This is a genomic window from Verrucomicrobium sp. BvORR034 (assembly GCF_000739635.1).
In the GTDB taxonomy this organism is placed as follows: domain Bacteria; phylum Verrucomicrobiota; class Verrucomicrobiia; order Verrucomicrobiales; family Verrucomicrobiaceae; genus Verrucomicrobium.
The window spans coordinates 1-25,223 of the sequence record NZ_BATQ01000184.1 but is presented as its reverse complement, the minus strand read 5'-3'; the positions used below and the strand labels follow the sequence as shown (position 1 = coordinate 25,223).

23 protein-coding genes are annotated in these 25,223 nt (G+C 60.3%); 15 read left to right on the top strand and 8 right to left on the bottom strand.

What is annotated here, in order from left to right; translation table 11 throughout:
• Positions 1–559 precede the first annotated feature (559 nt).
• The 4 genes from BV034_RS33135 to BV034_RS33120 all read right to left on the bottom strand — a co-directional run bounded on the left by BV034_RS33135 (position 560) and on the right by BV034_RS33120 (position 5,171).
• Positions 560–1,966 carry a DUF1501 domain-containing protein gene (locus BV034_RS33135; protein ID WP_050031220.1) on the bottom strand — a complete coding sequence of 469 codons (1,407 nt, stop codon included), beginning with the start codon at positions 1,964–1,966 and terminating at the stop codon, positions 560–562.
• Positions 1,967–2,118: 152 nt separating this feature from the next.
• Entirely contained in the window at positions 2,119–4,359 is a 2,241-nt protein-coding gene (locus BV034_RS33130) for a DUF1549 and DUF1553 domain-containing protein (RefSeq protein ID WP_050031219.1), read from the bottom strand.
• 137 nt (positions 4,360–4,496) lie between these two features.
• On the bottom strand, positions 4,497–4,919 hold the full coding sequence (locus tag BV034_RS36950; RefSeq protein ID WP_050031218.1) for a TA system VapC family ribonuclease toxin: 423 nt from the start codon (positions 4,917–4,919) through the stop codon (positions 4,497–4,499).
• Between the two features lie 3 nt (positions 4,920–4,922).
• Positions 4,923–5,171, bottom strand: a complete 249-nt coding sequence (locus tag BV034_RS33120; protein WP_050031217.1) for a hypothetical protein — start codon at positions 5,169–5,171, stop codon at positions 4,923–4,925.
• Between the two features lie 132 nt (positions 5,172–5,303).
• Between BV034_RS33120 and BV034_RS33115 the strand changes: the two genes are divergently transcribed.
• The 12 genes from BV034_RS33115 (at position 5,304) to BV034_RS33060 (ending at position 15,297) form a co-directional block, all read left to right on the top strand.
• Positions 5,304–6,104 (top strand): DNA-formamidopyrimidine glycosylase family protein, encoded by an 801-nt coding sequence (locus tag BV034_RS33115; protein ID WP_050031216.1) that lies wholly within the window; start codon positions 5,304–5,306, stop codon positions 6,102–6,104.
• A 52-nt stretch (positions 6,105–6,156) separates the two neighbouring features.
• A complete protein-coding gene (locus BV034_RS33110) occupies positions 6,157–7,038 on the top strand; it encodes a hypothetical protein (protein WP_050031215.1) in 882 nt (293 codons plus the stop codon).
• 105 nt (positions 7,039–7,143) lie between these two features.
• Positions 7,144–7,707, top strand: a complete 564-nt coding sequence (locus BV034_RS33105) for a hypothetical protein (RefSeq protein ID WP_265593754.1) — start codon at positions 7,144–7,146, stop codon at positions 7,705–7,707.
• A 48-nt stretch (positions 7,708–7,755) separates the two neighbouring features.
• Entirely contained in the window at positions 7,756–9,288 is a 1,533-nt protein-coding gene (locus BV034_RS33100) for a DUF1800 domain-containing protein (RefSeq protein ID WP_081888323.1), read from the top strand.
• Positions 9,289–9,406: 118 nt separating this feature from the next.
• Positions 9,407–10,594: a DUF1501 domain-containing protein gene (locus tag BV034_RS33095; protein ID WP_050031212.1), complete on the top strand. Its 1,188-nt coding sequence runs from the start codon at positions 9,407–9,409 to the stop codon at positions 10,592–10,594.
• Positions 10,591–11,070 carry a hypothetical protein gene (locus BV034_RS33090; protein ID WP_265593753.1) on the top strand — a complete coding sequence of 160 codons (480 nt, stop codon included), beginning with the start codon at positions 10,591–10,593 and terminating at the stop codon, positions 11,068–11,070. The genes BV034_RS33095 and BV034_RS33090 overlap by 4 nt, the downstream gene beginning before the upstream one ends.
• Before the next feature lie 19 nt (positions 11,071–11,089).
• The gene (locus BV034_RS33085; RefSeq protein ID WP_050031210.1) at positions 11,090–12,421 is read left to right on the top strand and encodes a GDSL-type esterase/lipase family protein; all 1,332 of its coding nucleotides are present in this window, start codon (positions 11,090–11,092) and stop codon (positions 12,419–12,421) included.
• Between the two features lie 149 nt (positions 12,422–12,570).
• Positions 12,571–12,963, top strand: coding sequence for a hypothetical protein (locus BV034_RS33080; RefSeq protein WP_265593752.1), 393 nt, complete (start codon positions 12,571–12,573; stop codon positions 12,961–12,963).
• A 153-nt stretch (positions 12,964–13,116) separates the two neighbouring features.
• Positions 13,117–13,389, top strand: a complete 273-nt coding sequence (locus tag BV034_RS33075; RefSeq protein ID WP_050031208.1) for a hypothetical protein — start codon at positions 13,117–13,119, stop codon at positions 13,387–13,389.
• Positions 13,390–13,541: 152 nt separating this feature from the next.
• Positions 13,542–14,342, top strand: a complete 801-nt coding sequence (locus tag BV034_RS33070; protein WP_265593751.1) for a hypothetical protein — start codon at positions 13,542–13,544, stop codon at positions 14,340–14,342.
• A gap of 68 nt (positions 14,343–14,410) precedes the next feature.
• Positions 14,411–14,839: a hypothetical protein gene (locus BV034_RS33065; protein WP_050031206.1), complete on the top strand. Its 429-nt coding sequence runs from the start codon at positions 14,411–14,413 to the stop codon at positions 14,837–14,839.
• On the top strand, positions 14,797–15,297 hold the full coding sequence (locus BV034_RS33060) for a hypothetical protein (RefSeq protein ID WP_265593750.1): 501 nt from the start codon (positions 14,797–14,799) through the stop codon (positions 15,295–15,297). Before BV034_RS33065 ends, BV034_RS33060 begins: the two co-directional genes overlap by 43 nt.
• Positions 15,298–15,401: 104 nt before the next feature.
• On the opposite strand, the gene BV034_RS33055 is transcribed toward BV034_RS33060, so the two are convergent.
• The gene (locus tag BV034_RS33055) at positions 15,402–17,213 is read right to left on the bottom strand and encodes a hypothetical protein (RefSeq protein WP_050031204.1); all 1,812 of its coding nucleotides are present in this window, start codon (positions 17,211–17,213) and stop codon (positions 15,402–15,404) included.
• 138 nt (positions 17,214–17,351) lie between these two features.
• Here BV034_RS33055 and BV034_RS33050 point away from each other — a divergent pair, with 138 nt between their 5' ends.
• A complete protein-coding gene (locus BV034_RS33050; RefSeq protein WP_265593749.1) occupies positions 17,352–18,866 on the top strand; it encodes a tannase/feruloyl esterase family alpha/beta hydrolase in 1,515 nt (504 codons plus the stop codon).
• A 9-nt stretch (positions 18,867–18,875) separates the two neighbouring features.
• Here BV034_RS33050 and BV034_RS33045 read toward each other — a convergent pair whose 3' ends face one another.
• From BV034_RS33045 to grpE, 3 genes are all read right to left on the bottom strand, one after another.
• Positions 18,876–19,619: a lipid-A-disaccharide synthase N-terminal domain-containing protein gene (locus BV034_RS33045; RefSeq protein ID WP_050031202.1), complete on the bottom strand. Its 744-nt coding sequence runs from the start codon at positions 19,617–19,619 to the stop codon at positions 18,876–18,878.
• Between the two features lie 190 nt (positions 19,620–19,809).
• Positions 19,810–20,961: a molecular chaperone DnaJ gene (gene dnaJ / locus BV034_RS33040; protein WP_050031201.1), complete on the bottom strand. Its 1,152-nt coding sequence runs from the start codon at positions 20,959–20,961 to the stop codon at positions 19,810–19,812.
• A 52-nt stretch (positions 20,962–21,013) separates the two neighbouring features.
• Complete coding sequence (grpE, locus tag BV034_RS33035; protein WP_050031200.1) at positions 21,014–21,586, bottom strand: nucleotide exchange factor GrpE; 573 nt, start codon at positions 21,584–21,586, stop codon at positions 21,014–21,016.
• A gap of 1,022 nt (positions 21,587–22,608) precedes the next feature.
• Between grpE and BV034_RS33030 the strand changes: the two genes are divergently transcribed.
• A complete protein-coding gene (locus BV034_RS33030) occupies positions 22,609–22,995 on the top strand; it encodes a BlaI/MecI/CopY family transcriptional regulator (protein ID WP_050031199.1) in 387 nt (128 codons plus the stop codon).
• Positions 22,992–24,875, top strand: a complete 1,884-nt coding sequence (locus BV034_RS33025; RefSeq protein ID WP_050031198.1) for a M56 family metallopeptidase — start codon at positions 22,992–22,994, stop codon at positions 24,873–24,875. The genes BV034_RS33030 and BV034_RS33025 overlap by 4 nt, the downstream gene beginning before the upstream one ends.
• The last annotated feature ends 348 nt before the right edge of the window (positions 24,876–25,223 follow it).

Sequence of the window (25,223 nt, the reverse complement as noted above, 5' to 3'; positions counted from 1 at the left end):
TCCCAGACCGCCACAACTCCTTCGGAGTAAAAACCTCCAACACCCGTACCCAACGTAGACTCGCTGGAAGCTCGTCAACGTTGGGCTTGTCGCCCCATCCTCTTCGAGGAAGAACTTCGACTGAGCGAGTGGATGGCACCGGTTCCTTGGTGGCCACCCCAAAACGCGTGCGGTGGGTCCGTTCTCCTTACGTCGACAACTAAATGGGCGCTGGATGGATGGTGATCAAACACCAGCGGGTGCGAGTTGGGGCGTGAGCCATCATGGTGTGTGCGGATGCAGAACGTGTTTGATGATACCTTCTGCTGTGTGTTGAACAACACCGGTCGTAGTTGTCGATGTGAGGAGGCACTAACTTCCCCGTGTGCAACGTTCGCCCTCGTGGAGTGCAACTGCGTGCTCAAGAGGTGCTCTATGACCGCGAGAGGTGACGGCATCAAGCGGTCCTGTCACACTTGGCCGATAGCTATTCCTCAAAGCGCATGTGGCCACGTCGGGTAGATTCGCGTGAGTCTTTGCTCCGAAGGAGTTGCGGCAGTCACAACCCATCGAAGCCGTACTACGCCATCACACCTTCAATCGCGTTGCCATAGCTGAGCGGTACAGGGCGGTTGGCCACGTCGCGCACCTCGGTGTGGGGATCAATGCCCATGAGCTGATACATGGTGGCGGCCAGGTCATCGGGGGTCACGGGCTTGTCGGCGGGGTGTTCTCCGGTCTTGTCGGATGCCCCATAAACAAAGCCGCGCTTCGTGCCGCCACCCGCCAACAAGGCGGTGTAGCAGAAGGGCCAGTGGTCGCGGCTCAGGGCCTTGTTCACCTTGGGCGTGCGGCCGAATTCGCCCACCCAAATCACGAGGGTTTCATCCAACAACCCACGTTCATCCAGGTCGGTCAGCAGCGTGGGCAGGGTCTGCTCTGTGATGGGCAGGTGGCGCTGTTCGATGATGGGGAACATGCGGGTGTTGTCGAACCCGTGCGTGTCCCAGCCGCCATCCGTGGTGGTGCGTCCACCGATGCTTTCCGAGAACGTCACGGTGACAAACTTTACGCCCGCCTCAACGAGGCGACGGGCGAGCAGACAGCTCTGGCCATAGGTGGTGCGACCGTAGGCGTCTCGAACCTTGTCAGGCTCCTTGCTGAGATCGAAGGCTTCACGCAACTGGGTGCTCTCCAGCATGCCCAGCGCTTTTTCATAGTAGCCGTCCAGACCCTGGGCAGCGGCGGAGAACTCCAACAGGCGGCTCTGGGAATCCACGAGCTTCTGCATCTCCCGGCGGGAACGCAGACGCTCATAACTGATGCCCTCAGGGAGGCTTAGCTCCGGCAGGGCGAACTTGGGCTGGTTGGGATCTTGGGTGACGAGAAAGGGATCGCGGCCCTTGCCCAGGAAACTGGCAAACTGTCCCGGCGTCTGGGTGCCATCACTGACCACATAGGGCAGATGCACGGAGGTGGGAACCTCTCCCATCGCAGGGCTCATGCGGTCCACCACGCTGGTGTAGGCAGGAAAGAGATCCGGAGTGTCCTTGAGCCGCTGGTCATCACTGGGCGGCGCATGCCCCGTCAGCGCATAGTAGCCGGCGGAGTTGTGGTTCTTCATGTTGTGGTGCACGCTGCGGATGAGCGTGACCTTGTCCATGACCTTGGCCGTTTTTGGCAGCAGTGAGTTCACCTGAATGCCGTCCACATTGGAAGACATCGGTTTGTGAAAGCCGCGGATGCCGCTGGGGGCGTCCGGCTTCATGTCAAAGGTCTCCAGATGGCTCGGGCCGCCCCACTGGAAAAGGAAGATCACCGACTTCGCCTTGGCCACGAGCTTGGGGTTGCGCGCGGCTTCCTCGGCGAAGATGAGCTTCGGCAGGCTCATGCCAAAGAGGCCCATGCCGCCCACCCGTAGGATCGAGCGCCGGCTTAGCAGCCGGGTGGCGGCGAAGTTTGTGCAGGCGTGGGAGCGAGGGTTCATGGAAACAATAGGAAGGTTTTAGACAGAATTAACAGAATTTACGGAATTGAATGAGAGTTCTGCTGTTGCGCATTCGGCTTCACACGGGTCTCACATGAGTTCTAAATTTTGTTAATTCCGTTAATTCTGTCTGAATCTCATCTTCCGCAAACTCATCGCCTTAGCACGAATTCCTTGGCGTTGACGAGGGTCCAGGCGAGGTCTTCGAGGGTGGCGCGTTTGTCGGAGGACTGGGACAGAAGCTTGGCGAGCGCGGTGCGCTCCTCGGGGGAGGGGGCACGGGAAAGGGCGTTCCAGAAAAGGGTGTCCACCTGTTCTTCTGGAGTGGCGTTGCTCTCCAACAGGCGGCCGAGGGCGTTGCCACGGCGCTTGAGCAGTTCATTTACCTTGGGCCCGCTGATGAGGGTGAAGGCCTGGCCCATGGTGGTTTCATCGGTCCGCTCGCACTCGCAGGCCAGCAGGCGTGGAGGCTGGCCGAACTGGGCGAGCAGCTGCTCGCTGTCGCCACCCACGGTGTCGCGCTTGCGGCCGTTGGTGGGGCCGGGGCGCTGTACGGCGCGGGTGATCTCCGGCCCCCAGCCGCGGAACTCCGGCATGATGCCCGCGAACTGGTGCAAGGAGTCAAACAACTGTTCCGCACCGAGACGGCGTACCAGCGCGTGTGAATAGTTCTGCTGGTCGTCTTTGTTGGTGGCGTTGGGCTCGCTGGTGAGCTGGTAGGTGCGGGAGGTCATGATCCGCCGGACGATCTGACGAAGATCATAGCCTGAGTCCACGAACTCGCGGGCGAGTTGCTTGAGCAGCTCGGGATGGGTGGGTGGGTTCGTGGCGCGAAAATCATCCACAGGGTCCACGAGGCCGCGGCCCATGAGGTGAGCCCAAATGCGGTTCACCTGGGCCTCCGCGAAGAGGGCGTTGGCGGGATTCGTGATCCAGTCCGCAGCAGCTTTGAGGTCATTCTTCGTGGAAAGCGTCTGGGCATCGAGTTCGGCAGCACCCAGTAGTTTGGGCTTCAGTTTCTCCCCAGTGCGAGGGTTGGTGAATTTCACCTCCTTCATCAGCTCCACGACCTGCTCTCCGTTGAAGGCGTGTTTGTCGTTCTTGTCCACGCCCTTGTTCTCCAGGACTTTGTAATCCACACGACCAAAGACGGCGCTCCACTGGAAGTAGTCGTCCTGTGTCCAGCGATCAAAGGGGTGGTTGTGGCACTGGGCGCACTGCAGGCGGGTGCCCAGAAAAACGCGGGCGATGCCTTCTGCCCGGGCATTGGGCTCGCGCATGGCGCGGTAGAAGTTTGCCTCGGGCACGTCATAGGTGCTGCCTTGGGCGGCCAGGATGGTGCGCGCAAACTGGTTTACGGGGACATTGGTCGCGACGGCGTTCCGGATCCATTGATGGAAGGCGGTCATTCCACGCTTGTCCATGGTGCGGGACTCGACACGGAGGGAGTCGGCCCATTTCAGCGTCCAAAAATCGGCGAACTCCTGGCTCGCCATGAGCCGATCCACCAGGCGTTCTCGTTTGTCGGGTGATTTGTCCGCCACAAAGCGTTGGGCATCGGCACCAGTGGGCGGGATGCCGCACAGGTCCAGATACGCGCGGCGCACAAAGACTTCGTCCGATCCCAGGGGGGAGGGGGTCATGCGCAGGGACTCCAGTTTGGCAAAAACGTGGCGGTCCACGTAGTTGTTCTGCTGCGTCGGCATCCACTCAAAGTCCGGCCTGGCGGCCACAAAGGCCAGCCGCACGGGTTGCTGCTTGTTCAGGTAGCGAACGATGAGGGTGGGCTCGCCATTCTGCAGCTTGGTGATTTTACCGGTAGGCGTGATCTGAATCAGGCCCACCTGGGCGGGCTCATACACGGCCTGGGAGGTGACGTCTTCTTGCGATCCGTCGGAGAAGGTGGCGATCGCCTTGATCTGCACCTCGGCGGCGGGCTCCACCAGAATCTGCTTCTGCGGGGTGACATCCAGCTTGGTGAGCTTGCGTTCGCCGGGTTGATGCCGAACGGCCCCTTGGGCAATCCAGTCGCGCAGGGTGCGATATTCCCAGGAGTCTTTGGCAAAGCGTTTGCCGCCCTCGTGTGCGAGGGCCTGGGTGGCCTTGAGCAGCAGCAGGCTGCGATCGGGGTCAAAGAGGTTCACCCGCCGGCCGCTCACATCCTGGATGAGCGCTGCGTAGTCGTAGTCCAGATCATCGCCCCGGAGCGACATCTTGAAGCCACCCTTTCCGGTGGCATTGTCGTGGCAGGTGCCCAGATTGCAGCCTGCCTTGGCAATCACGGCCTGCACGTCATTGGTGTACGACACCTCTCCGGCCGCAAGGACACCGGAGCCCAGCAAGGGTGCGAGGGCGAGCGCGGAGGGCAGGGCCTGGAGAAAACGGGACGGCATGCCGGGGAGGAAGGGGCAAAAGGGCTTCAGATGAGAACGTTCCCGGCAGGGAAAATGTTTCGGGCCAAGCCCGTTGGGGGGCTTGTGGCCTGACCAGAGTTCTCGGACGCTATCCGATTGGGCTATTCCCAAGATTTCTAGGGGACCAGAAAATAGGATTCGGTTCCTCCCGGAACCGGAGCTGTCTTCACTCGATGGTCAAAGGTGGCAAACCGTCCCTTTCGATATACTGCCAACGCAAGCAGGTAGGCGTCGGTCAAGTCCTTGGACGGTGGCAAAACGGGGATGGCGCGAGAATCACATAGTGAGATGGCGTCCACCCAGAATTGGTGCCCAGGTGCTGTGCAGAGGCTCTTGATGATGGGGCGTGCTAGGTCAGGAGAGCCAGGCCCGCCAGGATAGTTGGAATGACCCAGAATCCGCAGAAAGCCGTTCTCAGTGAGGGGACAGGTGGCCCATCCTTCTGCTTGAGCGAGAGGGAAAAACGCCAGCGCTCGCGAACGATGGGGATGCTGGGGATCTGCCAGCGCGAGCAGAATATTGATGTCCAGAAGAAACACTTCCTAGATTCCCTCCGATTCCCGAATCTGCTCAATCAGCTCTTCTGTAATGACATCATTCCTTGTTCTGAGTTGGAGAAATCCATGCTCCCCCACCTCATAGAGGTCCGTCGTTGATGCGGAAGTGCCGTCAATGCCAATTTCCCTGCGCAACGAGAGCGCAACCATGTCTTCCAACGTCGTATGACGTTGTGCTGCGACCTGTCTCGCTGCAACGAGCAATTCATCTGGCAAATCCAGCAGCGTTTTCATGGATGAATCAAAAATACTCCAAGATAGGGGAGCGGCAAGCCATCTTGCATCCCGCCTTGCATGCATCGAACTTGTGGTGTTCAGGTCACAACCGGGACCCGCAGTGGATTATCCAGACACGAATTTGCCATCATGCCTGAACTGGCGGAAGTTTTTTACTTTGCAACGCAGTGGGCGGCTGGGGAGGGCAAGCCGGTCCAACGCGTGGAACTGCACGCGAAATCGCGTGTCTTTCGCGGCTGTGACACGGAGGCGCTGGAGGAGGGACTGAATGGAGCTGCGCTGAAGGAGGTGCTGACCCATGGGAAGCAGATGCTGTTCAAGTTCAGCCGGGGACAATGGCTGGCTGTGCACCTGGGCATGACTGGGGAGACGCGGGTGGCACCCCAGCCCTATGAGGCGGCCAAGCATGACCATCTCGTGCTCCACCTGCGCGGCCAGGCGCTGATTTTCACGGATCCACGCCAGTTCGGCCTGGTGCGATACCATCAGGGGAGTGCGCTGCCGGGGTTTTGGCAGGGGCTGCCGCCTGAAATCCAGAGTGATGCCTTCACCACGGCACTGTTGACTGGAGTGTTGCAACGCCACGCCCGGGTGCCGCTCAAGATGCTCCTTCTGGATCAGCGCTATTTTCCCGGCGTCGGGAACTGGATGGCGGACGAAATCATGTGGCAGATGAAGCTGTCTCCTGCCACCCCCTCTGGAAGCCTGACCGGCAGGCAGGTCACTGCCTTGCATCGCACCGTGAAGAAGGTGTGCAAGGTGGCCATGGAAACGGTGGGGGCGGACTGGACTGATCCCCCGCAGGACTGGCTCTTCCGCTACCGGTGGGAGGACGGTCATGTTTGCCCGCGTTGTCAGGCTGAACTGCTGAGGGAATCCCTGCGTGGACGAACAGCCTGCTGGTGCCCTGTATGCCAGAAACAGAACTAGCGTTCCCTTACGCTCTACCCGTTCCATCATCTCTCTTGCCGAGTCTTTACCGATGTTCTTTGAGTCCCTTCCCGTACACGTCGCACTTCAAGACCTTGCCAAGCTGGGGGCGTTCGCACCATCGGCTCCCGTTCATCTAGGACGGGCTCGTCACAAAGATCTGACCTCCGTGGGCCATCTGCTGGACCGGTTCCTCTCCGCAAGCGCGATCGAGCTGGAAAGGCTGCGCACGGAGAACCCCTGGCCGGCCCTCTCGCCGCTGCTGGAGGGGTTGTCAGAGAACCCGGAAATCGCCCTCGCTGGCGAAGGCCTCTTTGCACTCGCGCTGGGAGCGCATGCACGGGCCTGGAGCTTGCAGCCAGTGATCATCCCGGATCCTCTCGTTGGTGGGGTGTTGGGCGCATGGCACCGCGTGCAGCCCGATGCTCCTCGAACCCTGCCACCGCAAGTGGCGATGCCTGCCCTGGCCAATGCCCCGCTCTGGCCTGCGCTGTTGCACCTGCAGCCATTCCAGGCTGACTGGGAGCAGCCGCTGCGGCGCAATCACGTGCATGTGCTGGGCGGCATGCTGCCAGGCTCGTGGGTCATGGATCCCACGCCGCTGCCTCCGGGTGCAGTGATTCCGGTGCTGGAAATCGCGGCCTGGGAAGAACTCTCGTTGCTGAATGCATCGGGCCGGAGCTTTTTGATCTCCGATCCCTGGGGGAACGATGTGGTGTCTCTGCCTGCCGGTGCTGATTGGTCATCATCGATTGCCGAGGCTGTGGCAAAATCCCCACGGGAGCGGAGGATTCTGACCGAGGTCATGGATCCTTCGGAGGGTTTCCTCTTTGCCCTTTATGAGAAGGGGACATCACGCACGGATTACCTGGGGGCGCTGGCGATGCATCGCGATGAAAGCGGAGCCTGGCATGTCTCCCGGGTGGCGGTGTGAGGCGGAGACTCCGTTTCAGAAGGTGATCCATTTTCAACTCTGGATCACTTGGGCTGAATTCTCGTGTAACCAGCGGGCTGGTGCAGCGTCATGCGTTGTATCATCATGCTTTTCTCCCAAACATTCTTCTACCTTCTGATGGGGCTGGGTACGGCAGTGGGACTGCCGGCGTTGTGGCTTTTCACCCGGGCCAAGTGGCCTGCGATGGTGGAACGCAATCGGAATGCTTCCACACGGCGGCTGCTGGTCAGTCTGCTGGTGGGGCTGCCCGTGGTGGTGGCCGTTCTTCTGGTCGCCAAAGGGCTGAGCACCGGTGGGAAGCCGGTGTTCCAGATCGCCAATGTGCTGCTGCTGGGAGGGACGCTCCTTTGGTCATTGGCCGGACTGGCCGGACTGGCCACGCATGTGGGCGAGATCCTGTGGCCCCAGTTCAAAACCGGGGATGAGGCGTGGCGGGCGACATGGAAGGGCGGGCTCGTCGTGGTGGGTTGTTTGTTGATACCCTTCATAGGCTGGTTTTTCCTGCTGCTGCTCATGCCCGTGCTGGGCGCGGGCATCCAGGTGCGGTCGTGGTTCGGGCGCAGGCAGGCCAATTTACCACAACCTGTCGCGGCTCCGCCCCTGCCGTCCGCGCTGGTGCCGGGGCCGCCCAGTCTGCCCCAGGCTTGAGCTGGCTTTGAATGCGAAATCCACTGGGAGTGACGACTGGGCCCCGCCATGAAAACGAGCCGACGTGATTTCCTCGTATCCTCCGCGCTGGCGGGCGGCGTGGGCATGCTGGCCTCCTGTGAGCGGGCCACGAGCCTGCTGAGCCAGGAGGCGGGGCAGCGCCTGCCGGACTCCCTGGCAGTGTGTGATGCGGTGGAGGTGGATCCGGGCTTTCACCTGCTGAGCCGGGCCACCTTTGGCCCCTGGCCGGGCGAGGTGGAGCGGCTCCGGGCTCTGGGCCGGGAGGCGTGGATCGAGGAACAACTCCAGCCGGAGTCGCTCGACGACACGCTCTGTGACCTGCGGGTCGGGGCGTTTGAATCACTCCATTTCGAGCCGGGCAATGCGTGGGAGTTCCGCAAGGAGGTCCTGCGGGACGAGATCACCCGTCACGCGTTTCTGCGAGCGGTGTACAGCCGGAGGCAGCTCTTTGAGGTGATGGTGGAGTTCTGGACCGACCACCTGAACATCGACATCGAAAAGGGGGATTGTATCTACCTGAAACCCAGCGATGACCTCCGGGTGGTACGCCGGCATGCGCTGGGCAGCTTTCGTGAGCTCGTCCTTGCCTCCGCGAAATCGCCCGCCATGCTCACCTACCTGGATGGGCGGGACAACAAGGTGCGGAAGCACTTCCCCAAGGATGCCCCCAACGAGAACTACGCCCGGGAGCTCATGGAACTGCATACCCTGGGCGTGGCCGGGGGCTACTCGCAGGAGGATGTGCGGGAGGCGGCGCGCTGTCTCACCGGGTGGACGGTGGATCTAAAGCGCGGCATGCTGAAGGATCTGAACCTTTTTGCCCCCGCCCGCGGCGTCACCTACTTCAAGCCGGACTGGCATGACGATGGGGCCAAGACGGTGCTGGGGCAGAGGATTCCCGCCGTGGGCGGTGAGGCGGATCTGGAACGGCTGGTGGACATTGTCTGCAACCACCCCGCAACGGCGCGCTACTTGGCGGGCAAGCTCTGCCATCGCTTTGTCAGTCACACGCCTGCCCCTGCCCTGGTGGAGCGCGTGGCGGCGGAGTTCACTCGCACCTCGGGGGATATCAAGAGCCTGTTGCGCGTGATCCTGAACAGCGGGGAGTTCGCGGAGTCACGAGGCGCCCTCTTCAAGCGGCCGTTCCGCTTTGTGGTCTCGGCCCTGCGGGCCGTGGCGGCAGATACCCACGCTCACAAGCCGCTCCTGGACTACCTGCACCGGATGGGGCAGGGACTCTTCCAGCACCCGACCCCGGATGGCTATCCGGATGAGGAGGCTCCCTGGCTGGGCACCCTGCTCTGGCGCTGGAATTTCGCCTTCGCGCTCGCTGGCGGCAAGGTGCCGACGGTCGGGATCGACGCCCGGGCGTTGCGTCGTGTCCTCGAACCTGGTGCCAAACTCAAGAACCCGCCTTCAGCGAAGTTTGCCGACAACCTCTTTGCCCACGCCTGTGGCCGTCGGCCGGTTGAAGCGGAGCAGGAGGCGTTGACGCATCTGACGGATCCCGGTGAGCTTCTCGGAGCGGTCCTGGCCTCCCCGGCATTTCAGCGGTGTTGAGCAAAGGGTTAGACGTTAAGAGTTAGACGAGATGCCTGCCTGCCAATTGTTCAATCGAAAACTCTTCCATCGCACAACCCATAACTTCTAACTTCTAACTTCTAACGCACCCCCTTCCATGCGCCTCCTCACCAACCTGGCCGTTTCTTCATCTCCTGCGGTGGATGAAGCCGGCAAGCACACGCTGGTGTGTATTTTCCTCCGGGGTGGGGCGGACACGATGAACCTCGTGGTGCCGTATGCGGATGATGTGTACTACCGGGCGCGGCCCAGCATTGGCATCAAGCGGCCAGGGGGCGGGAGTGCTTCCGCCGTTCGCTTGGACGATCGCTATGGACTTCATCCCATGTTGCAGCCGCTCCAGGAGAAGTTTGCCGAGGGGCGGCTCGCGATCATCCAGGGGGTGGGGACGGACAACACGAGCGGTTCGCATTTTGAATGTCAGGACCAGATGGAGCATGGCGACTCCATGTCGGGCACCCCGGCAGGCGGAGGGTGGCTGGGACGGTTTCTCCGGGCACGGGCGAACCCCGCCACGGGTCCGTTGAGCGCGGTCGCCATCGGGACCACGCTCCCGGAGTCCTTGCGCGGTGCCCCAGTGGTGAGCGTCATCCAGTCGCTGCAGGAGATTGCTTTGAAGACGCCCTCCGGCAAGACGGAGGCCGCGGCACAAGTGCTCGCGAGGCTGTATGGTGCTGATGTCACCTTGCTGGGTCAGCAGGGGCGGGAGACGCTCGATTTGTTTGAGCGGGTCCGCCAGCTTCAGACCAACGACTATGCTCCCGCGCATGGGGCGCAATATTCGAAGGATGGCTTTGGCAACGGCCTGCGCGAGGTGGCCCGGCTCATCAAGGCCCGAGTGGGGCTGGAGGTGGCGTGCCTGGACCTGGGCGGGTGGGACACGCATTTTATCCAGGGTGCGGCAGAGGGGCTTCAGGCTCAACGGGCGAAGGTGCTGGGAGACGGTCTGGCTGCGTTTGATGCCGACCTCAAAGACCACCGCCAAAACGTGACCGTGATGGTGATGACCGAGTTTGGCCGCCGGATCTATGAGAACAGCTCCCTGGGCACCGATCATGGCCGGGGCTTCGCCACTCTGGTGTTGAGCGACCGGTTGCGGGGTGGCCAGATCCTGGGGGGCTGGCCCTGCGTCGTCGAGGAGACGCTCACGGGACCAGGGGGGATGAGGATCTCTCACGACTACCGCAGTGTCTTTGGCGAGGTGCTGAAGGGGGCCATGGGCCTGGAGCGCCCGCGCGAGGTGTTCCCCGAGTTCACCCCCCAGCCCGTCGGATTGCTCGCTTGAGATTTGCTCCAGATGAGCCAGTGTCGGGCCTCGCCATGGAGTACGCCCACAAGCTCAAAATTTCCCAGTGCCTCGCCTTTGGTCTGCTGTTCCAATACATCGGCTGGCTGATGAAGGGGCTGGATGTGGATGAAAAATCCGTGATCCTGGGCGGCAAGATCACCTTTGCTCTTGGCTACGTCCTCCTGATCTGGGGTGGTCTGCTGGCGGCGCGGGCCAAGGGCCTGGTGGAGAAGAAAGGTCTGTGGCAGTCGGTAGGGATGGTGATCCTGGCCGTGGGTGGATGGACGCTGGTCATGGCCCTCCTCATGAAGCTGGGTGAGCCCATCTGGTTTCACAAGCGCTTCACAGGACTGCTCGTCCTGGTCATCGCTGAAGGCTGGCTCCTGAACTGGTTGCATGGTGGAAAAAAATCTGACAACCAGTTGCCCAGTTCCCGCGAATCGGATGCGACGGCCGCGTCGTCGCCTACCTGACCTTTCCTGCATTGCCCCCATGAAACTTTGCACCATCGCTCTGGGTTTACTTTTCCCGTTTGCCTTGGGGGCGGCGGAGAAGGAGCAGAAGGACGACAAGGATAAGGAGCAGAAGCTGCGCCTGCAGAACCCTGGCATGGAAGGTGGGGAGGGCTTGCCTCTGGGGTGGACGGGCAAATTTGGTGACTGCATCGTCGCCCGGGACACGACTGTGTTTCACGGCGGCAAGGCCAGCCTCTGCGTGGATCGCAGCACCCTTACGGACAATCGCAATGCGTGCGCACACCAGATGGTGAACATCAAGCCGGCGTCCAAGATCACACTGAGCGGCTGGGTGAAGACTGAGGGCGCGGCCAAGGTGAACTTTGCGGCCCAGTTCTTTGATGAACGGTTTACCACCAACGACTGCTTTCCGGTGAAGACGCTGGAGGGCACGCATGACTGGCAGGAACTGGAGGCAGAGATCGCGGTGCCGGAGAATGCCAGCAAGCTCGCCATCGCGCTCTATGTGGAGGGGCAGGGCAAGGCCTGGCTGGATGATGTGAAGCTGAAGGCGGAGGGCATCAAGGTGACCGTCGTCAAGAACCCGGCGGATCCCAAGGCTCCGACCGTGCCGGGCGATGTGAAGAAGGTGCCGGTGACGGCTGTGCCGGGTTATTTCCCTGATCGCCCCCGGGCCTGGAAGCTCTTTCATGAGAGCCAGGTGCGTCGTGCCGAAGAGGGCGGGTTCGAGGTGGCCTTCCTCGGAGACTCTCTCACCCAGGGCTGGACCACCACCGGCCGTGAGGCCTGGCAGAAGAGCCTGGTCCCGCTGAAGTCGGCCAACTTTGGCCTCGGCGGCGATACGACAGGCAATCTCCTCTGGCGCCTCGAAAATGGCCTCATGGAAGACCAGGATCCCGCCCCCAAGGTCGTCGTGCTCATGGTGGGCCTGAACAATCTCTGGAGCGGGCAGAACAGCAGTGAAGAGACGGTCGGTGGACTGCGTGCCGTGGTGGAAAAGCTGCGCAGCCATGTGCCAAGCAGCCAAATTCTCGTGGTGGGCCTGCTGCCGGTGGGTGCTGAACTCACTGACATCAACCGCCAACGTGCCACGGAGTTCAACGTCCTGGCCGCCCAGCTCGAGGAGTGGAACAATGTGAGTTTCCTGAATCCCGGCGTCAAGTTCCTCCGCCGTGATGGCAAACTTCTCGAGGGCCTCTTTCAAGCAGACAACATCCACCTCACGGCCAAAGGATACGACCTGCTCGCCAAAGAACTCACCCCGGCGGTCATGGAGCTCTTGAAGCCCGCCGAGCCTGCGGCAGAACCCGTGAAGGTGAAGCAGGAGCTGGGTCCGGTGGGAAGGTAGTGGGGTAAGCGGTCAGTCTTGGAAGTCCCGCAGCCTCAGGGAATGGAGGGCTTGCAGTCGTTTCCGAGTCATGATGCAAAGGTATGAAAAAACTTAGGAATGGGGTCATCTGGCTGTTGGTCCCGGCCGGGGCAGTGCTTCTAGCCTGGGTGGCGTTTCGGCTCGCGTCCGAGACGTATGCTTTCAGCCGTTACGGGGTCGAAAAGACGGCGCATGTGTTGGCGCTGGATCACGTCAGTCATTCGACAAAGGGCGGCAACACCTTCTACTACTTCCTTGAAATGGATGGGCGCCGGTTTGTGAAAGACTTTCGGGGGAGGTTGCCGGAAGGACGGAGTCTTTCTGTGTTGTCTCTGCCGCACGATCCCACCCAAGTCATCCCTGGCACCAACAAGAGCAGCACGTTCGACATTTTTTCAGGTTTGATTGGTGGCCATGTGATGGCAGTGCTGGCGATTTTGCTATATGGCCTTCTCGCCTGGGCAGGTCCGAGTGCGCTTGTCGAGTGGTTTAAAAAACGACGCCAGATCATCAACGGGTGACCTCCCTCCCTACCAAGTTTTGATCCCACCCCATCCAGAATGATCTCGAAACTCCCAGTGGCTGTCTTTTGCATAGTAGGTCTGGCTACTTGCGCAATGGGGCAAGAGAAACAGTGAACTGCCGTTGTCTCCCATCAACAAGTGCTGCTGGGAATGTTGAACTACACGCGAGAGCATCCCGAGTCGGAGTTCGTGCCCGATCTTGTGCGATCAATCGAATCGGGCACGCTGCCGAAGGGAAGTCTGCTGCACTTTGCTTCAGGCATGAAGGAGGTTGCAGTTAACAACGCAACCTTCGAAGTGGAAGAGCTTGTTTGTATCCTCTACCTCGGGCTCCACCTGGATCCTTCAACGCTCTCCTATGGAGGCCGGTGGCGCAGCTATGAAGTCCTCAAGTTGCCGCTTTCGGTGAAACGAAAGCAGTGAGTTTTTCGGTGAGGTTCTTGGCGAGGAGGCTTTCTGTGCTTTGTCGGAGTGTTCATCCGCCTGCGCACCATCGTGGAGCCCCCCGCACTCCTCAGGGCAGTCCATATGGTCGGCACAGACGGTTTTTCTTTGTGGTTGAATGAACTCTGGCCATGAATCAACCACCAAGAACGCCAAACCCTTTTCAACCGAGGCTGCAAATCGAATCAACCATGGGAAGCGTCGCACGAGTGAAGTACAGGATGGCAACGGTGATGACCATCGGGGGGCTTGCCTGCCTGGTAGCAACGGTGACTGCAGCTGAGCGGCCCCCAACCATTCGTATTGGTGATTCCGCCAAACCCCAATGGGCGTGGGTTGACGCTCCTCCGGCGGTGGTGCGGCAGACCATGGCTACCTTGAAGTCTCCTGTGGAGCAGTGGATGGTAAACAACGTAATAGACTACGGCGACACGTCTCAGCACGTGGTTGTCCTTTATAATGAGAACTGGGAGAGCTGCCGTTTTGTGATTCAACGAGAACGATGGATCCGCCTCGGCGGCGAGGAAGGGCTCAAGATGATGTCAGACATGTTCGGGAAGAGGCTCGGAGCCTTGAACGCAGAAACAAACATGGATGATGTGGGACGCCTTTGTGGGAGCCTTGCCTATCTGCACAAGGGCCCAAAGCGGACTTATCTCTCATCTGATTTCTGGACCCGAAACCCCTCCCAGAACGCCTGGATGGCGGGGACGATCAAAGAGAAGCGCACGCTAAAACAATACTTCATCGATCCCAAAATCAGAGGGGATGGGGCGGAAAAAACCCTCACTTGCTGGATCATCACTGGCAAAGGCGGAGTGGAGCAATGGCAGATTCGCATTTCGCAACGGGAGGGCACGGGCAGGATCGTCGGCATCACTGTCAATGAGGTGACGAAGGAAGGCTCCTTCTCCTGGGGACTTGTTCCCTGAAGGGGGAAATCAAAACCGCCGAACGCCGGTCTTTTCCAGGCTACAGACACCCGCCTGCACAACCTCGTATGAATGCCCTTATCGTTTACGAAATTGAGCCATTCGATGATGATGATCACGCGACCACCCGGCAGGCGATCTTGGACGCCGTCCCCAATTCGGCAGCCTCTATTGAAGGCTATTCTGGAGCGCCAGTCATGCTGCCGGGTGCAATGATCCTTGTGTCCCCTGCGCCCGACTGCGACGTGAGCAAACTGCTGCGTCTGGCCACACGGTCTGTCAAAGATGCGGGCGCAAAACTGACAAAAATATGCGTGGTGTTTTTCAACCCTCGGACAGTGATCTGCAGCTTATTGATTGAGAAATGGGGACTTCTGGAAGGTCGTCAAGTCTCGCTCTCTCCGCCAACGATCACTGTTCACGCACCAGTGGAACGAAACAAAGTTCAAATCATATGCCACCCCCCTTTTATCGGCTTGCCCTCATCTTTGCCGTGATGACCTTCTGCCCCTCCATAAAGGCTGAGCCTCCGCTGTATTTGACCTACGAGATTAAAAAAGAAATTCCCATCGCCGACGCAACCACTGCGTTTAACGCCATCGTGAAGGACTGGATGGCGAAGCATGGTGTGACAGCGCTAAAAACGGTGGAGCTTTCAAATGCGTTGGCTCTCGGAGGGGACTCTCATCTGGATCTGGAGCATCCGGGACTGGCGGCTTTGTCCCGCCGTTGTTTCAAGTCGGGAAGTCTGCCGAGGGGGACCCGTATCATTCTCAAAAACGGCGCATGGACGGGTGAATCCGAGGGGGAGGCCGCTCTTGTTCCCATGGTTTACATCTTCGTCTTCATCACCACCCGGCCGGATGCCAACTTTGCTGCGGTGCCCAGCCCCGAGCAAAGCGCCGAGTGCCGATGGCTTCCTGTCAGGCTGACGGTGATGCCCGGCGCGAAGTGATTTCTGTTTGAGCAGGGTGGTACGTTCACCCTGCCAGCCAAGCGCATCGGGGCCGTAAAATACTGCCCAGTTTGGCCAGCCAATTTGGTATTGCTGGTGGGAGCTCAGTACTTTGTTGCCACCGCAATGTCCTGCCAGCTCACCCAGTATATCCCGCAGCGGGTGTCGAATGCCAGATAGTTATCGGTAGGAACCGGCAGGGGATCCAGACCATCTACGCGAAGACCGCTGGGCAGAACGAAGTGCAATGGCACCCGCTTTGCAGTGGGCTGATCTGGTGCGAAGACTAGCAGTTCATAGTCGGGCAGGGCTTGTCTGCCAACTTCGATGCGGGAGCACAACGCATAGAGACGACCTGCATGCCCAAAGGTGCGGAGCCATTCGTGAACGATGCCTGGCTGAGGGGGATCGTAGCCTTCAGGCAGCTTCCAGCGTGGTTCTTTGGGTTCCTCGATCTCTTTCACGGTCCAGGGATGACGCACTGTCCTCGTGGGATCCAAGCTCCAGAGTAATTGTGATTTGCGCGTGATGAGGTTGCAGGAAAGAACACGCTCTGGCTGGGGTTCCTCGTCCCATCTGGAGGTGAAGTCACCAGGGCGGTTCACGAGCACCAGTACTTCATCCTTTGGGGCACCTGGCCAGGTGCAGAATTCCCAGTTGCCGGGCACGTCTGCCCAATGCTCGTAGCGTGAGGCGTCGTCAGGGGCGCTGACGTGTACCGCGATCTTGACTGGTGCGGCTGGGTCCTCGGGAATGCGCTGCCGGACACCCAACACGAGCCGTCCGCCTGCAGTGACCAAAGTAGGATTCAGTTTAATCTCTGAATTGTCGAGGAAATGCATGCTGTCACTCTTGGGGATGGCCGTGATTTGCGCATCGTGACCGTTCCAGATATTGAACTCGGGCTCTAGTGACTTCAGCATCTCTTCCGCTTTCTCCTTGTCCCGTTCTTGCTCCACCGCTCCAAAGTAGTGGGGCGGGGCGGTCCAGAGGCAAAGGGCACCCGTCCGCCACGGCACCACCTGCAAATACAAGGCGTACTCTGGCAGCTCAAAAGTGCGCCACGTGTCTTTGGGGTCCATGCGGCTGAACCCCTGGTGTCCGGAGATCACAAGCCGGCGATCCAGCTGGGCGAAAAACTTGGTGGAATCATCCGTGTCGAAGCCAGGGATGGGCTCGGTGCGGATTTTTCCAGAGTTCAAGTCCAGCTCCCATAGGCCTTTGGACTTGCTGTCAGGGAGGGTGTCCGCCCAAGCCAGCAGATCTTTATCTGCCGCGCGCTCTCCGCGTCTCTCCTCATACACATCGACAGCGCCTGGATCCGCTTTCCTCCAAAAACGCTGCACGACCAAAGCGTTGGGTTTGGGAACTTGGTCGGATCTGGTGGCCAGTTCTGGAGGCAAATTGCGAGCGCCCTCCAGCAGATAAAGATGCATCTCGCGACTGAATCCCTCAAGATGCGCACGGAGTCGGGTGGCGCTCTCGGGTGCCACCTTTGAATCCCGATGAAACGCAACGTAGGCGAGCATGGCCTGGTTGAGTTGGGAAATCTGTTCTCTGCTGAACTGCCACTCTGGCCTGGCTTGGTTGATCAGGTCCTTCAAGGCTGACAGTGAAGGATAGGCCCCCGCTTTCGGTACGAGCAGATGCATGAGACCGGTGAATCGTTGGGTGGGGCTCGCTTCGGAGGTCAACCAGTGCCAGTCGTCGTCGCCGAGTCTGTCAGGAAGATCCTCAGGCCGTGGAAACCAGTCGTCCAACTGGTAAGGTGTTTCCGGGATGGCTGACAACCACGGCGTCACAATGGCTTCCGGTGAGGGATGATCTTGAGCGCGGACTTCCTCGGTTGAGACAAAGAGGGCACATGCCGCCACTGGGTGCCAAATGCGGAAAAGAGGAATGGAGAAGCGGCTCATGTTTGGGGTGATTGCTGCTTTGGCAAAAAGATCAGACACATTGTTCGATCAGGCCTCAGGGTGCCGTTCCATGGAAGGTCCAGAAGCTGATTCGGACTCCATTTTGACTGTTGCTCGAAACCTTACTCAAACTCTGCCGTGAAAATCCAGCGTTGCCTGTTTCTTTTTACCGTCGCTGCATCGGCGACCTTGATGGCCGAACCGCCTGTGCCGACGGACCGAGTCGCGGTGCTGAAGGCGCTTCCTATCGACGCCGGAAAGGCTGTCTCCATCGAGCGCATCACGGAGGGTCAGATGACCGCTGCGAACGGTGCCGCTTACAAGAATCTGCCGTCGCGCACAGTGGTAAAGCTCGTGCTCAATCCGGCAAAAGGCTCCAACATCCGGGTCGAGGCCTGGCTGCCAGACCCCGAGAAGTGGAACGGGCGGTTCCTGGGGCTGGGCAATGGCGGGGCAGCGGGGAACATCAATCCGGGAAGTTTTGCCGGACCGATTACCGAGGGGTATGCCGTCGCCACGACGGATATGGGCACGGCCCCTAATTCGGATTCCGGGATCGGGAACAAAGAGGTGTGGAAGGACTTCGGGTTCCGCGCCACGCATCTCATGACGGTGACAGCCAAGCAGCTCATCAAGGCCTACTACGGCAAAGCACCGGAGTATTCGTATTTCAACGGGGGATCCACCGGCGGGCAACAGGCGCTCCAGGAGGCCCAACGCTACCCTGAGGACTACGACGGCATCGTGGCCAATGTGCCGGCCCACTGCCGCACCCCGCTCCATGCTTATTTCCTCTGGAACGACCAGATCTTGCGCCAGTGTCCGTTCACCGAGTCCCAGGAGGCGAACATCATCGCCGCGGGCAATGAGTACATGGCCTCACGGGAAATTCCTCAAACCGCCGGGAAGCTGGTGTCTGACCCTCGGTACAACAAAGCAGACATCGAGGCTGTGATTGTCCTGGCCAGGAAGAAAGACTCCACGCTCACGGAGCGGCACGCCGAAGCCATGCGCAAGCTCTTCGACGGCCCGAAGCATCTGGTGACCGGGGAGCGCATCTTCTGCGGCATCCCTTTTGGCAGCTCCTTCAAGGCGGCGCATGGCCACCTGTACCTCTTCCGCTGGGTCTTTGGTCCGGACAAGAATCTGGCGGAGCTCAACTTCGGGGCTGACATTGACACCTATACTGCCGCGCTGGCACCCTACCTCAATGCCGAGAACCCGGATCTCAGTGCCTTCGAGAAGCGGGGCGGCAAACTGCTCATGATCTCGGGTACCGCCGACTCAGTGGTGCCTTTTCACGCTTCCATCGACTACTACGAACGCGCTGCGGAGCACTTCGGGTCGCTCGACAAGGTCCGCTCGTTTTTGCGCCTCTATCTCGTCCCTGGCATGAGCCACGGGCCCGGGCCCGGCATCAACAAGCTGCCCAGCATGCTGAACATGGTGATCAACTGGCGTGAGAAGAATGCGGTTCCGGACGTCATCCAGGGCCAACGCATCATCAACGGCAAGACCGAGATCGACATCCCGCTCTATCCCTATCCGGGCAAGACGGGCTGGGACGAGGCTGGCGGATTCAAAAAGGTCGATGGCCCGCGTGTAGGGGTGGACCGTATCTCGGCCCGATTCATTCCCCCGGCGGCTGATTGACGGTGAATTCTAGCGAACCTCGCCCTGCACAAGGATGTCGTCCCGTTTGTCATCCAGGCCATCATCGAACTGCCCATTCTTGCCGGCGGAGCGAATGATGACCTGGCTGCCAGAGACAAAGATCCGGTAGGGCTGTCCCCACGGATCAAGCCAGGCGCCATCTTTGTCGAGACGATCCTTGGAGACAGTCACATAGGCGATGTGACGGGGGTTGTCCTTGATGAGCTCGCGAACCATCTCCGAGGTGTCGCCCTTGGGAAGCTGCTGGTACTCGGCGTAGTATCCTTTAACCCCCTGGACGATGGACTCCATGTCCTTGAGGGCCTGGACGTCCTTGCGGAGTTTCGCGTCAGGGCTGGTCAGGGCGGTGTAGCCAAAGGTGGCGAGCATCAGCACCACCACACCTGCCATGACCATGCGGCCACCGCCGCGACGGCGGTCCTGGGTCTGGCGGAGGAAGATGATGTTTCTCCCGTAGAGGAAGGGCAGGAAGCAGTTGCCCAGGATGAGCGGGGCTTTGTCGATGTGCAGAAAGTAGAGCAGGTTCAGCACGCTGCCCCAGAAGCTCAGGTGCCAGAAGTACCAGGGCACCACGAGCTTCTTCTCCTTCTCGCTCTGCAGCCACTGGAGGACAAAGCGGCTGCCAAAAATGGCCGCTCCCAGAAAGCCCACCGCGGTCCACATCGCGGAGTCAATGTAGAGCCAGTGGCCGAAGGTGGAGTCGAGGTAGGGCTGAAGAAATCCGTCGGACACGCTCTAAGAATTAGGAATTGGGAATGATGAATGAGGAAGGGATGGCTTCCGGGAGGATGGAGTTCCCCGCAAGTAACCAGATCGTCATATTCATGTTCATCTTCAGGCGGGGGAGCCAGAAAGCAAGAACCCGCCCGGCTGCCAACGAGGGGCGGCGCGGGCGGGTGTAAAGGAAGTGAAAAGGGCAGCTCTAGGTGAAGAAGCGCTTGGCTCGCTCAAAGAAAGTCTCCTGGAGCGGGGAGTTGTGCTCTCCGAGAGCCTTGGCGAAGTCTTGAAGCTTCTCCTTCTGCTCGGCGTTGAGCTTCGTCGGCACCGCGATCTGCACGTGCACATAGAGGTCGCCTTTGCGTTCGCTGTCCAGGTGCTTGAGACCCTGACCGCGGAGACGGAAGGTGGCACCATTCTGTGTGCCGCCGGGGACGCGAACGTTGGCTTTGCCATCCAGGGTGGGCACCGCCAGCTCGCCGCCAAGTGCCGCGATGGGGTAGCTCACCGGGACGTCGCAATGGAGATCCGCGCCTTCACGCTCGAAGAGATCGTGAGACTTGACGCTGATCACCACATAAAGGTCGCCACTGGGGCCACCGCGGGTGCCCGCATCGCCATTGCCACTGGAGCGCAGGCGGGAGCCTTCCTCGATGCCTGCGGGGATCTTGAGGCGGATGCGGGTGCGATCCTTTGCCCGGCCCTGGCCATGGCAGTCACCGCAGGGGTCAGAAATGGTCTGACCGGTGCCCATGCAGTCTGGGCAGGTCTGTTGAATCTGGAAGAAGCCACGGGCGCTGATGACCTGGCCCACGCCGCCGCAGGTGCGGCATTGTTTGGTGCCGCCACCGCTCTTGGAGCCGGAGCCTTTGCAAGTCTTGCAGTTGGCCATGCGCTCGAACTCGAGCTCCTTCTCCACGCCTTTGGCCGCCTCTTCGAGGGTGATCTCCAGGCCATAGCGCAGGTCGCTGCCCCGCTGCGGGCCGTTGCCGCCGCGTCCACCCCGACGGCCACTGCCGCCGAAGAAGCTCTCGAAGATGTCGCCACCAGCACCGCCGCCGAAGACTTCGCGGAAGACGTCGAAGGGATCGTGGAAACCACCGCCGCCGCCACCGGCCGGCATGCCACCCGCGAAGGCCGCGTGACCGTAGCGGTCGTAAGCGGCGCGCTTCTGCTCATCGCCCAGCACATCGTAGGCCTCGCCCAGTTCCTTGAACTTTTCCTCTGCGGAATGGTCGCCAGGGTTCTTGTCCGGATGGAATTGAACCGCGAGCTTGCGGTAGGCTTTTTTGAGCTCGTCCTGAGTGGCAGTCTTGGAGACGCCGAGGACTTCGTAATAGTCGCGTTTGGAGGCCATGTGGGAAGGAAAGGATCAGGTGGGCACTTGCAGGAGGAGCCCGTGCAGGGATTTACGCCGCCGGAGGGCCGCTGGACACGGAGACGGTCGCGGCACGCAGCAGGCGGTCCTTCAGCTTGAAGCCACGGCGCATCACTTTCAGGATAGTGCCCTCGGGCTGGTCGGCGCTGGCTTCGTGACTCACGGCTTCGTGGACGTTCGGATCAAACTTGGCACCCTGGCCGGGCACCTCTTCCACCCCGGCATCGCGCAGGAAGTCGGCCAACTGGCGGCGCACCATGCTGAGGCCGATGTAAATCATGCTCTTCTCGCTCTCGGCCTTGGCGGCGTCGAGGCCCATTTCGAAGTTGTCCAGGATGGGGAACAGGTCGCGCAGCAGGTCAGCGTTCGCGTAGGCGCGGCTTTCCTGGGCGTCGCGGGCCACGCGCTTGCGGTAGTTGTCCAGCTCAGCGGCGGTGCGCAGAGCGCTGTCTTTCCACTTGGCCACTTCAGCCTGGAGTTCGGCGATGGGATCAGCGGCCACGGGGGCCGATTGGCTTTCGGAAGCGGCGTCAGCGGCCTGGGTTTCGATCTCGGGAGCAGCAGACTCCTGAGCTGCGATGGGTTCTTCGGTCGTTGAGTTCATGAGCAGAAAGAGAAATGGAAGCAGTGCAGATCTGCGGCGGAATAGGCCGCCTGATCAAGGGGGCTGGGACTATGCACTGAAGAGAGGCTGGTGGCAAGAGGCGGTAGGATGCCCGGCCGACTGGCCGTACGGCGAACCTCAAGCAGGTGCAGATTCCGTTCCTAGGGCGGCCCTGACGTTGCTGAGAAAGCTGGGGCCTGGAGGGTTGGTGCTCAGTATCAAGTTGTTACGCTGATTTTTAGGGGCGGGAGGCGGGCGCAAAGTGGCCATCTGAAATGACTGGTATCTGGCCGATGCGTCGCACAAGGCACCCGTTTTGCCCCTATTGCGACAAAGTGACACGGGGAGCGCCTCTTGCTGGGCTTGGCCGTCGGGAGTCGCTTCAGACGAATTGAACGCGCCCCAGGCTTGCCACCCGATGCCGGAGGCATTGAAGCCATTGGCCGGACGGTTGAAGGAGTGTAGCGACTGATACCTCCGGGCGATCAGAATGGGCCTTGCATCCCGGAGCGGATGCCAGCGACGTCCAATTTCACGCGGACCTTGCTGTCACCCCTCCGGAGTGAACGCAGATGCTTGCTCGCCTGGGATGCCTCCGGCATTCCACTTCCCCGCCCATGTACCCAGGGTGGCGGCTCGTGCCTCGTCTGACCCTGGGCTATTTTGTTTGATGCCCTTTGCGTCGAAGCACTCGCGTGTGACAATGGCAAGGTCCGCCAAACTGTCGCCCAATCGACCCGCGGGACCAGCACTCCTTTCGGCTGCCGCGAGCCGTGTAGTCCGGTTGTCCCAACCGGTTCTTGGGAGCGGAGGAGAGCGGCGATCAATCTTCCTTTCACCGAGTCACCGCAATAGGCTCATCCCGCATGTCTCTTGGTGTACGGAACGCGCTGGGACAAGAGAAGTTCTGTCGGCAAATCAGTCAACCGCAGCACTGCGAGCGGCATCCGCATAAGCCTGCGCCTGTTGAAAAATCAACATGGCAATTGACAGCACGTCACCCTGTTGATATTTCAACAGGTATGTGGGAGCCATCAAAAACCCAGGATCTGAGCCGTAGGGAGCGGCAGGTGATTGAGATTGTCATGCGACGGGGCAAGTCCACCGCACGGGAGATCGAGGAAGAACTTCCCGAGGCACCGACTTATTCTGCGGTGCGCTCGATTCTGCGTCTCCTGGTGGAGAAGGGCATGTTGGTCAAAGAGAAGGTTAACGGGCGTGACGAGTTCAAGCTTCCGGTACCCCAAGCGGCGGCCAAGACCAAGGCGCTGCATGAGTTCGTGAAGAACTTCTTCGCCAACTCCGTTGCAGACGCCGCTCTGGCCTTGCTGGGGCATCAGAAGGCGAAGCTGACCGATGAGGAGGCCGATCAACTCAGCCGTTTGATAGAGGAGGCACGGAAGAAATGAGTCTCCTGCTTTCCTACTGGGTGCTGGTTCAGGAGCTCTATCCCGCCTTGACGATGGCGCTCCTGGCCGCGTTCAAGGTGGCAGCGATCTATCTCCTGGCATCCTTGCTGTCCTCATGGGGGCGCAGTCGCTCGGCGCTTTTTCGGTCCTGGTTGTGGCGGGCAACGTTTTGCGGCTGGCTGGTCACGCTGGTTTGGGTGGTGGCTCCCAGTTCTCTGGGCAGGCTGGGAGAGCTTGTCACGCTGACTGGGGAAGAGCGCGAGCTCCCGCAGGATGTGCAGAGCTACCTGGAACATTCGCCCAAGACAGGATCGCAGGCTTGGGAGCTTGCCCCACAGGGTTCGAGGCAAGTGTTTCTCACGGCCCCTTCCAAGGCGGAGCTGCCACCATGGGTTCATCCAGCGGACCATGAGGTCAGCCGGTTCCGCATGCAGAAGCCGTTGTTTCGGGATCTGGAGCAGTGGCTGATCCCTGCTTGGATGGGGGGAGCAATCCTGATTCTGGGCGGGAGGTTGGTCAGGGCGGCCAGTGGGCTTGCCTGGCTCCACCGGAGCAGCTTGACCGCGGACGAGTTGATCGTGAATCTCGTGGCGAAGGAGGCGAGGAACCTGCAGATGAGCCACGTGCCGGTCTGCCGCATGGTGCCTGACCTGTCCACCCCTCTGCTCACAAGTGCGACGGGAGCGACCATCTGGTTGCCGTCGTCGTTTGCCGCCTGGCCGCAGGCGACGGTTCGGTTCGCGGTGCAACATGAACTGGCTCATTTGCAGAGAAGAGATGGTCTTTGGCAATGGATCGGGCTCCTGACTGCGGCAGCGTGGTGGTGGCATCCTTTGGCCTGGAGGGCTTTCGCGGCATTGAAGCTGGAAGCCGAGTATGCGGCGGATGAGTTGGTGTCGCGGCAGGCTGACCGCGGGCCAGACTATGCGGAGGCTTTGCTGGAGATTGCGCGGGCAGTGCCTTCCTCAAAACGGCAGGTGGCAGGAGTGGCCATGGTCAGTGAGTCCGCTGTGGGTGATCGCATCAAGATCATCCTCACGGAATCGACTTGGAAGGGGCGTCTCAACTTTGGGGGCAAGTGTTGTTCCCTTCTCTTGTTGGTGGCGGCGATGGCCCTTGCCAGCATGAGTGTGCAGTCTGCTTCTGGCTTGTCGCGATCATCGAAGCCTTTGGACAAAGGGGACGCCCAACTTGTCCGCGAGGCCTTGAGCAATCTTTTGGCCAAACACGAACGTCTGCGGCGGATCAAGGTGGAAGCCGAGTTCAAGGAAAATATCGGGTGGCCCTCTGGCGTGGCATACAATACTCCAAAAAACATGCCGAGCGTGCTGCTCACAGGAGTGAAAATCGACATGGATACCTGGACAGAAGCCAGGACGCAGCAGGAGCGATATTTGGTGGAAGGAAGAGCGGAAGACGGCCGCCCGTTGGCAGCCGAGTGGGTGGAGAAGAATCCGCACTACCCGACGGGAATGAAAATCGATCTTGGCTTCCGACATGAGTATGAACTGATGCGCATCCTCAAAGTCTTGCTGGAGGCGGGCAGGCCAAACGGCCGGGGAACGACACCCTATGTCATCCAACAGGGCACGCGGAAGGGAAACAGGACGCTGGAGCTTACGGTCATGCGCTATCGGAAATCTCCGATCTCATTGCAGAGCTACACGCAGTACGTTGTGGACATTGATCGCGGTTTGCTCAGAGAGGTGCGGACCGTGGAGGGAGATCGCCGCAATGAAGAACCTAACCTATTGTGGGAGCTCGTGGAGCCCTTGGAGAGTCCGGAAGGGATTTGGTACCCACGTCGCTACCGGGTGCAAAATCGCTGGAACGTTCAGGAGGTCGCGATCAAGGAGTTCGAGGTAGCAGCTACACCTTGAACCTATGGCGAGGGCATTTGCGGAAGTCACCTGGCAGGTTCCTTGTGGTTCCGTCTGCCCATGGCGTCTGTCTCCGGGCGAGAAGGGGCTGTGTTTTGGACATGCCTATCTACGGCGACTGAGCCGGTTGGGACAACCGGACTACACCCGAGGCATCGCTGCGGGAGTAGTCCGACGGTCCCCGTCGGTCTGGGAGCGGAGGGGTTGATGGAGCCCGCCTCCGACCCACTGGCTCCTCAACACGCCGCTGGCATTCTGGATGAGCAACCTCGCTGCCTCAGCCCCCCCTTTGTGACACCATCGACACCCTTTTTACATGTTACACCAATAAACCCCCTCTCTTTATCT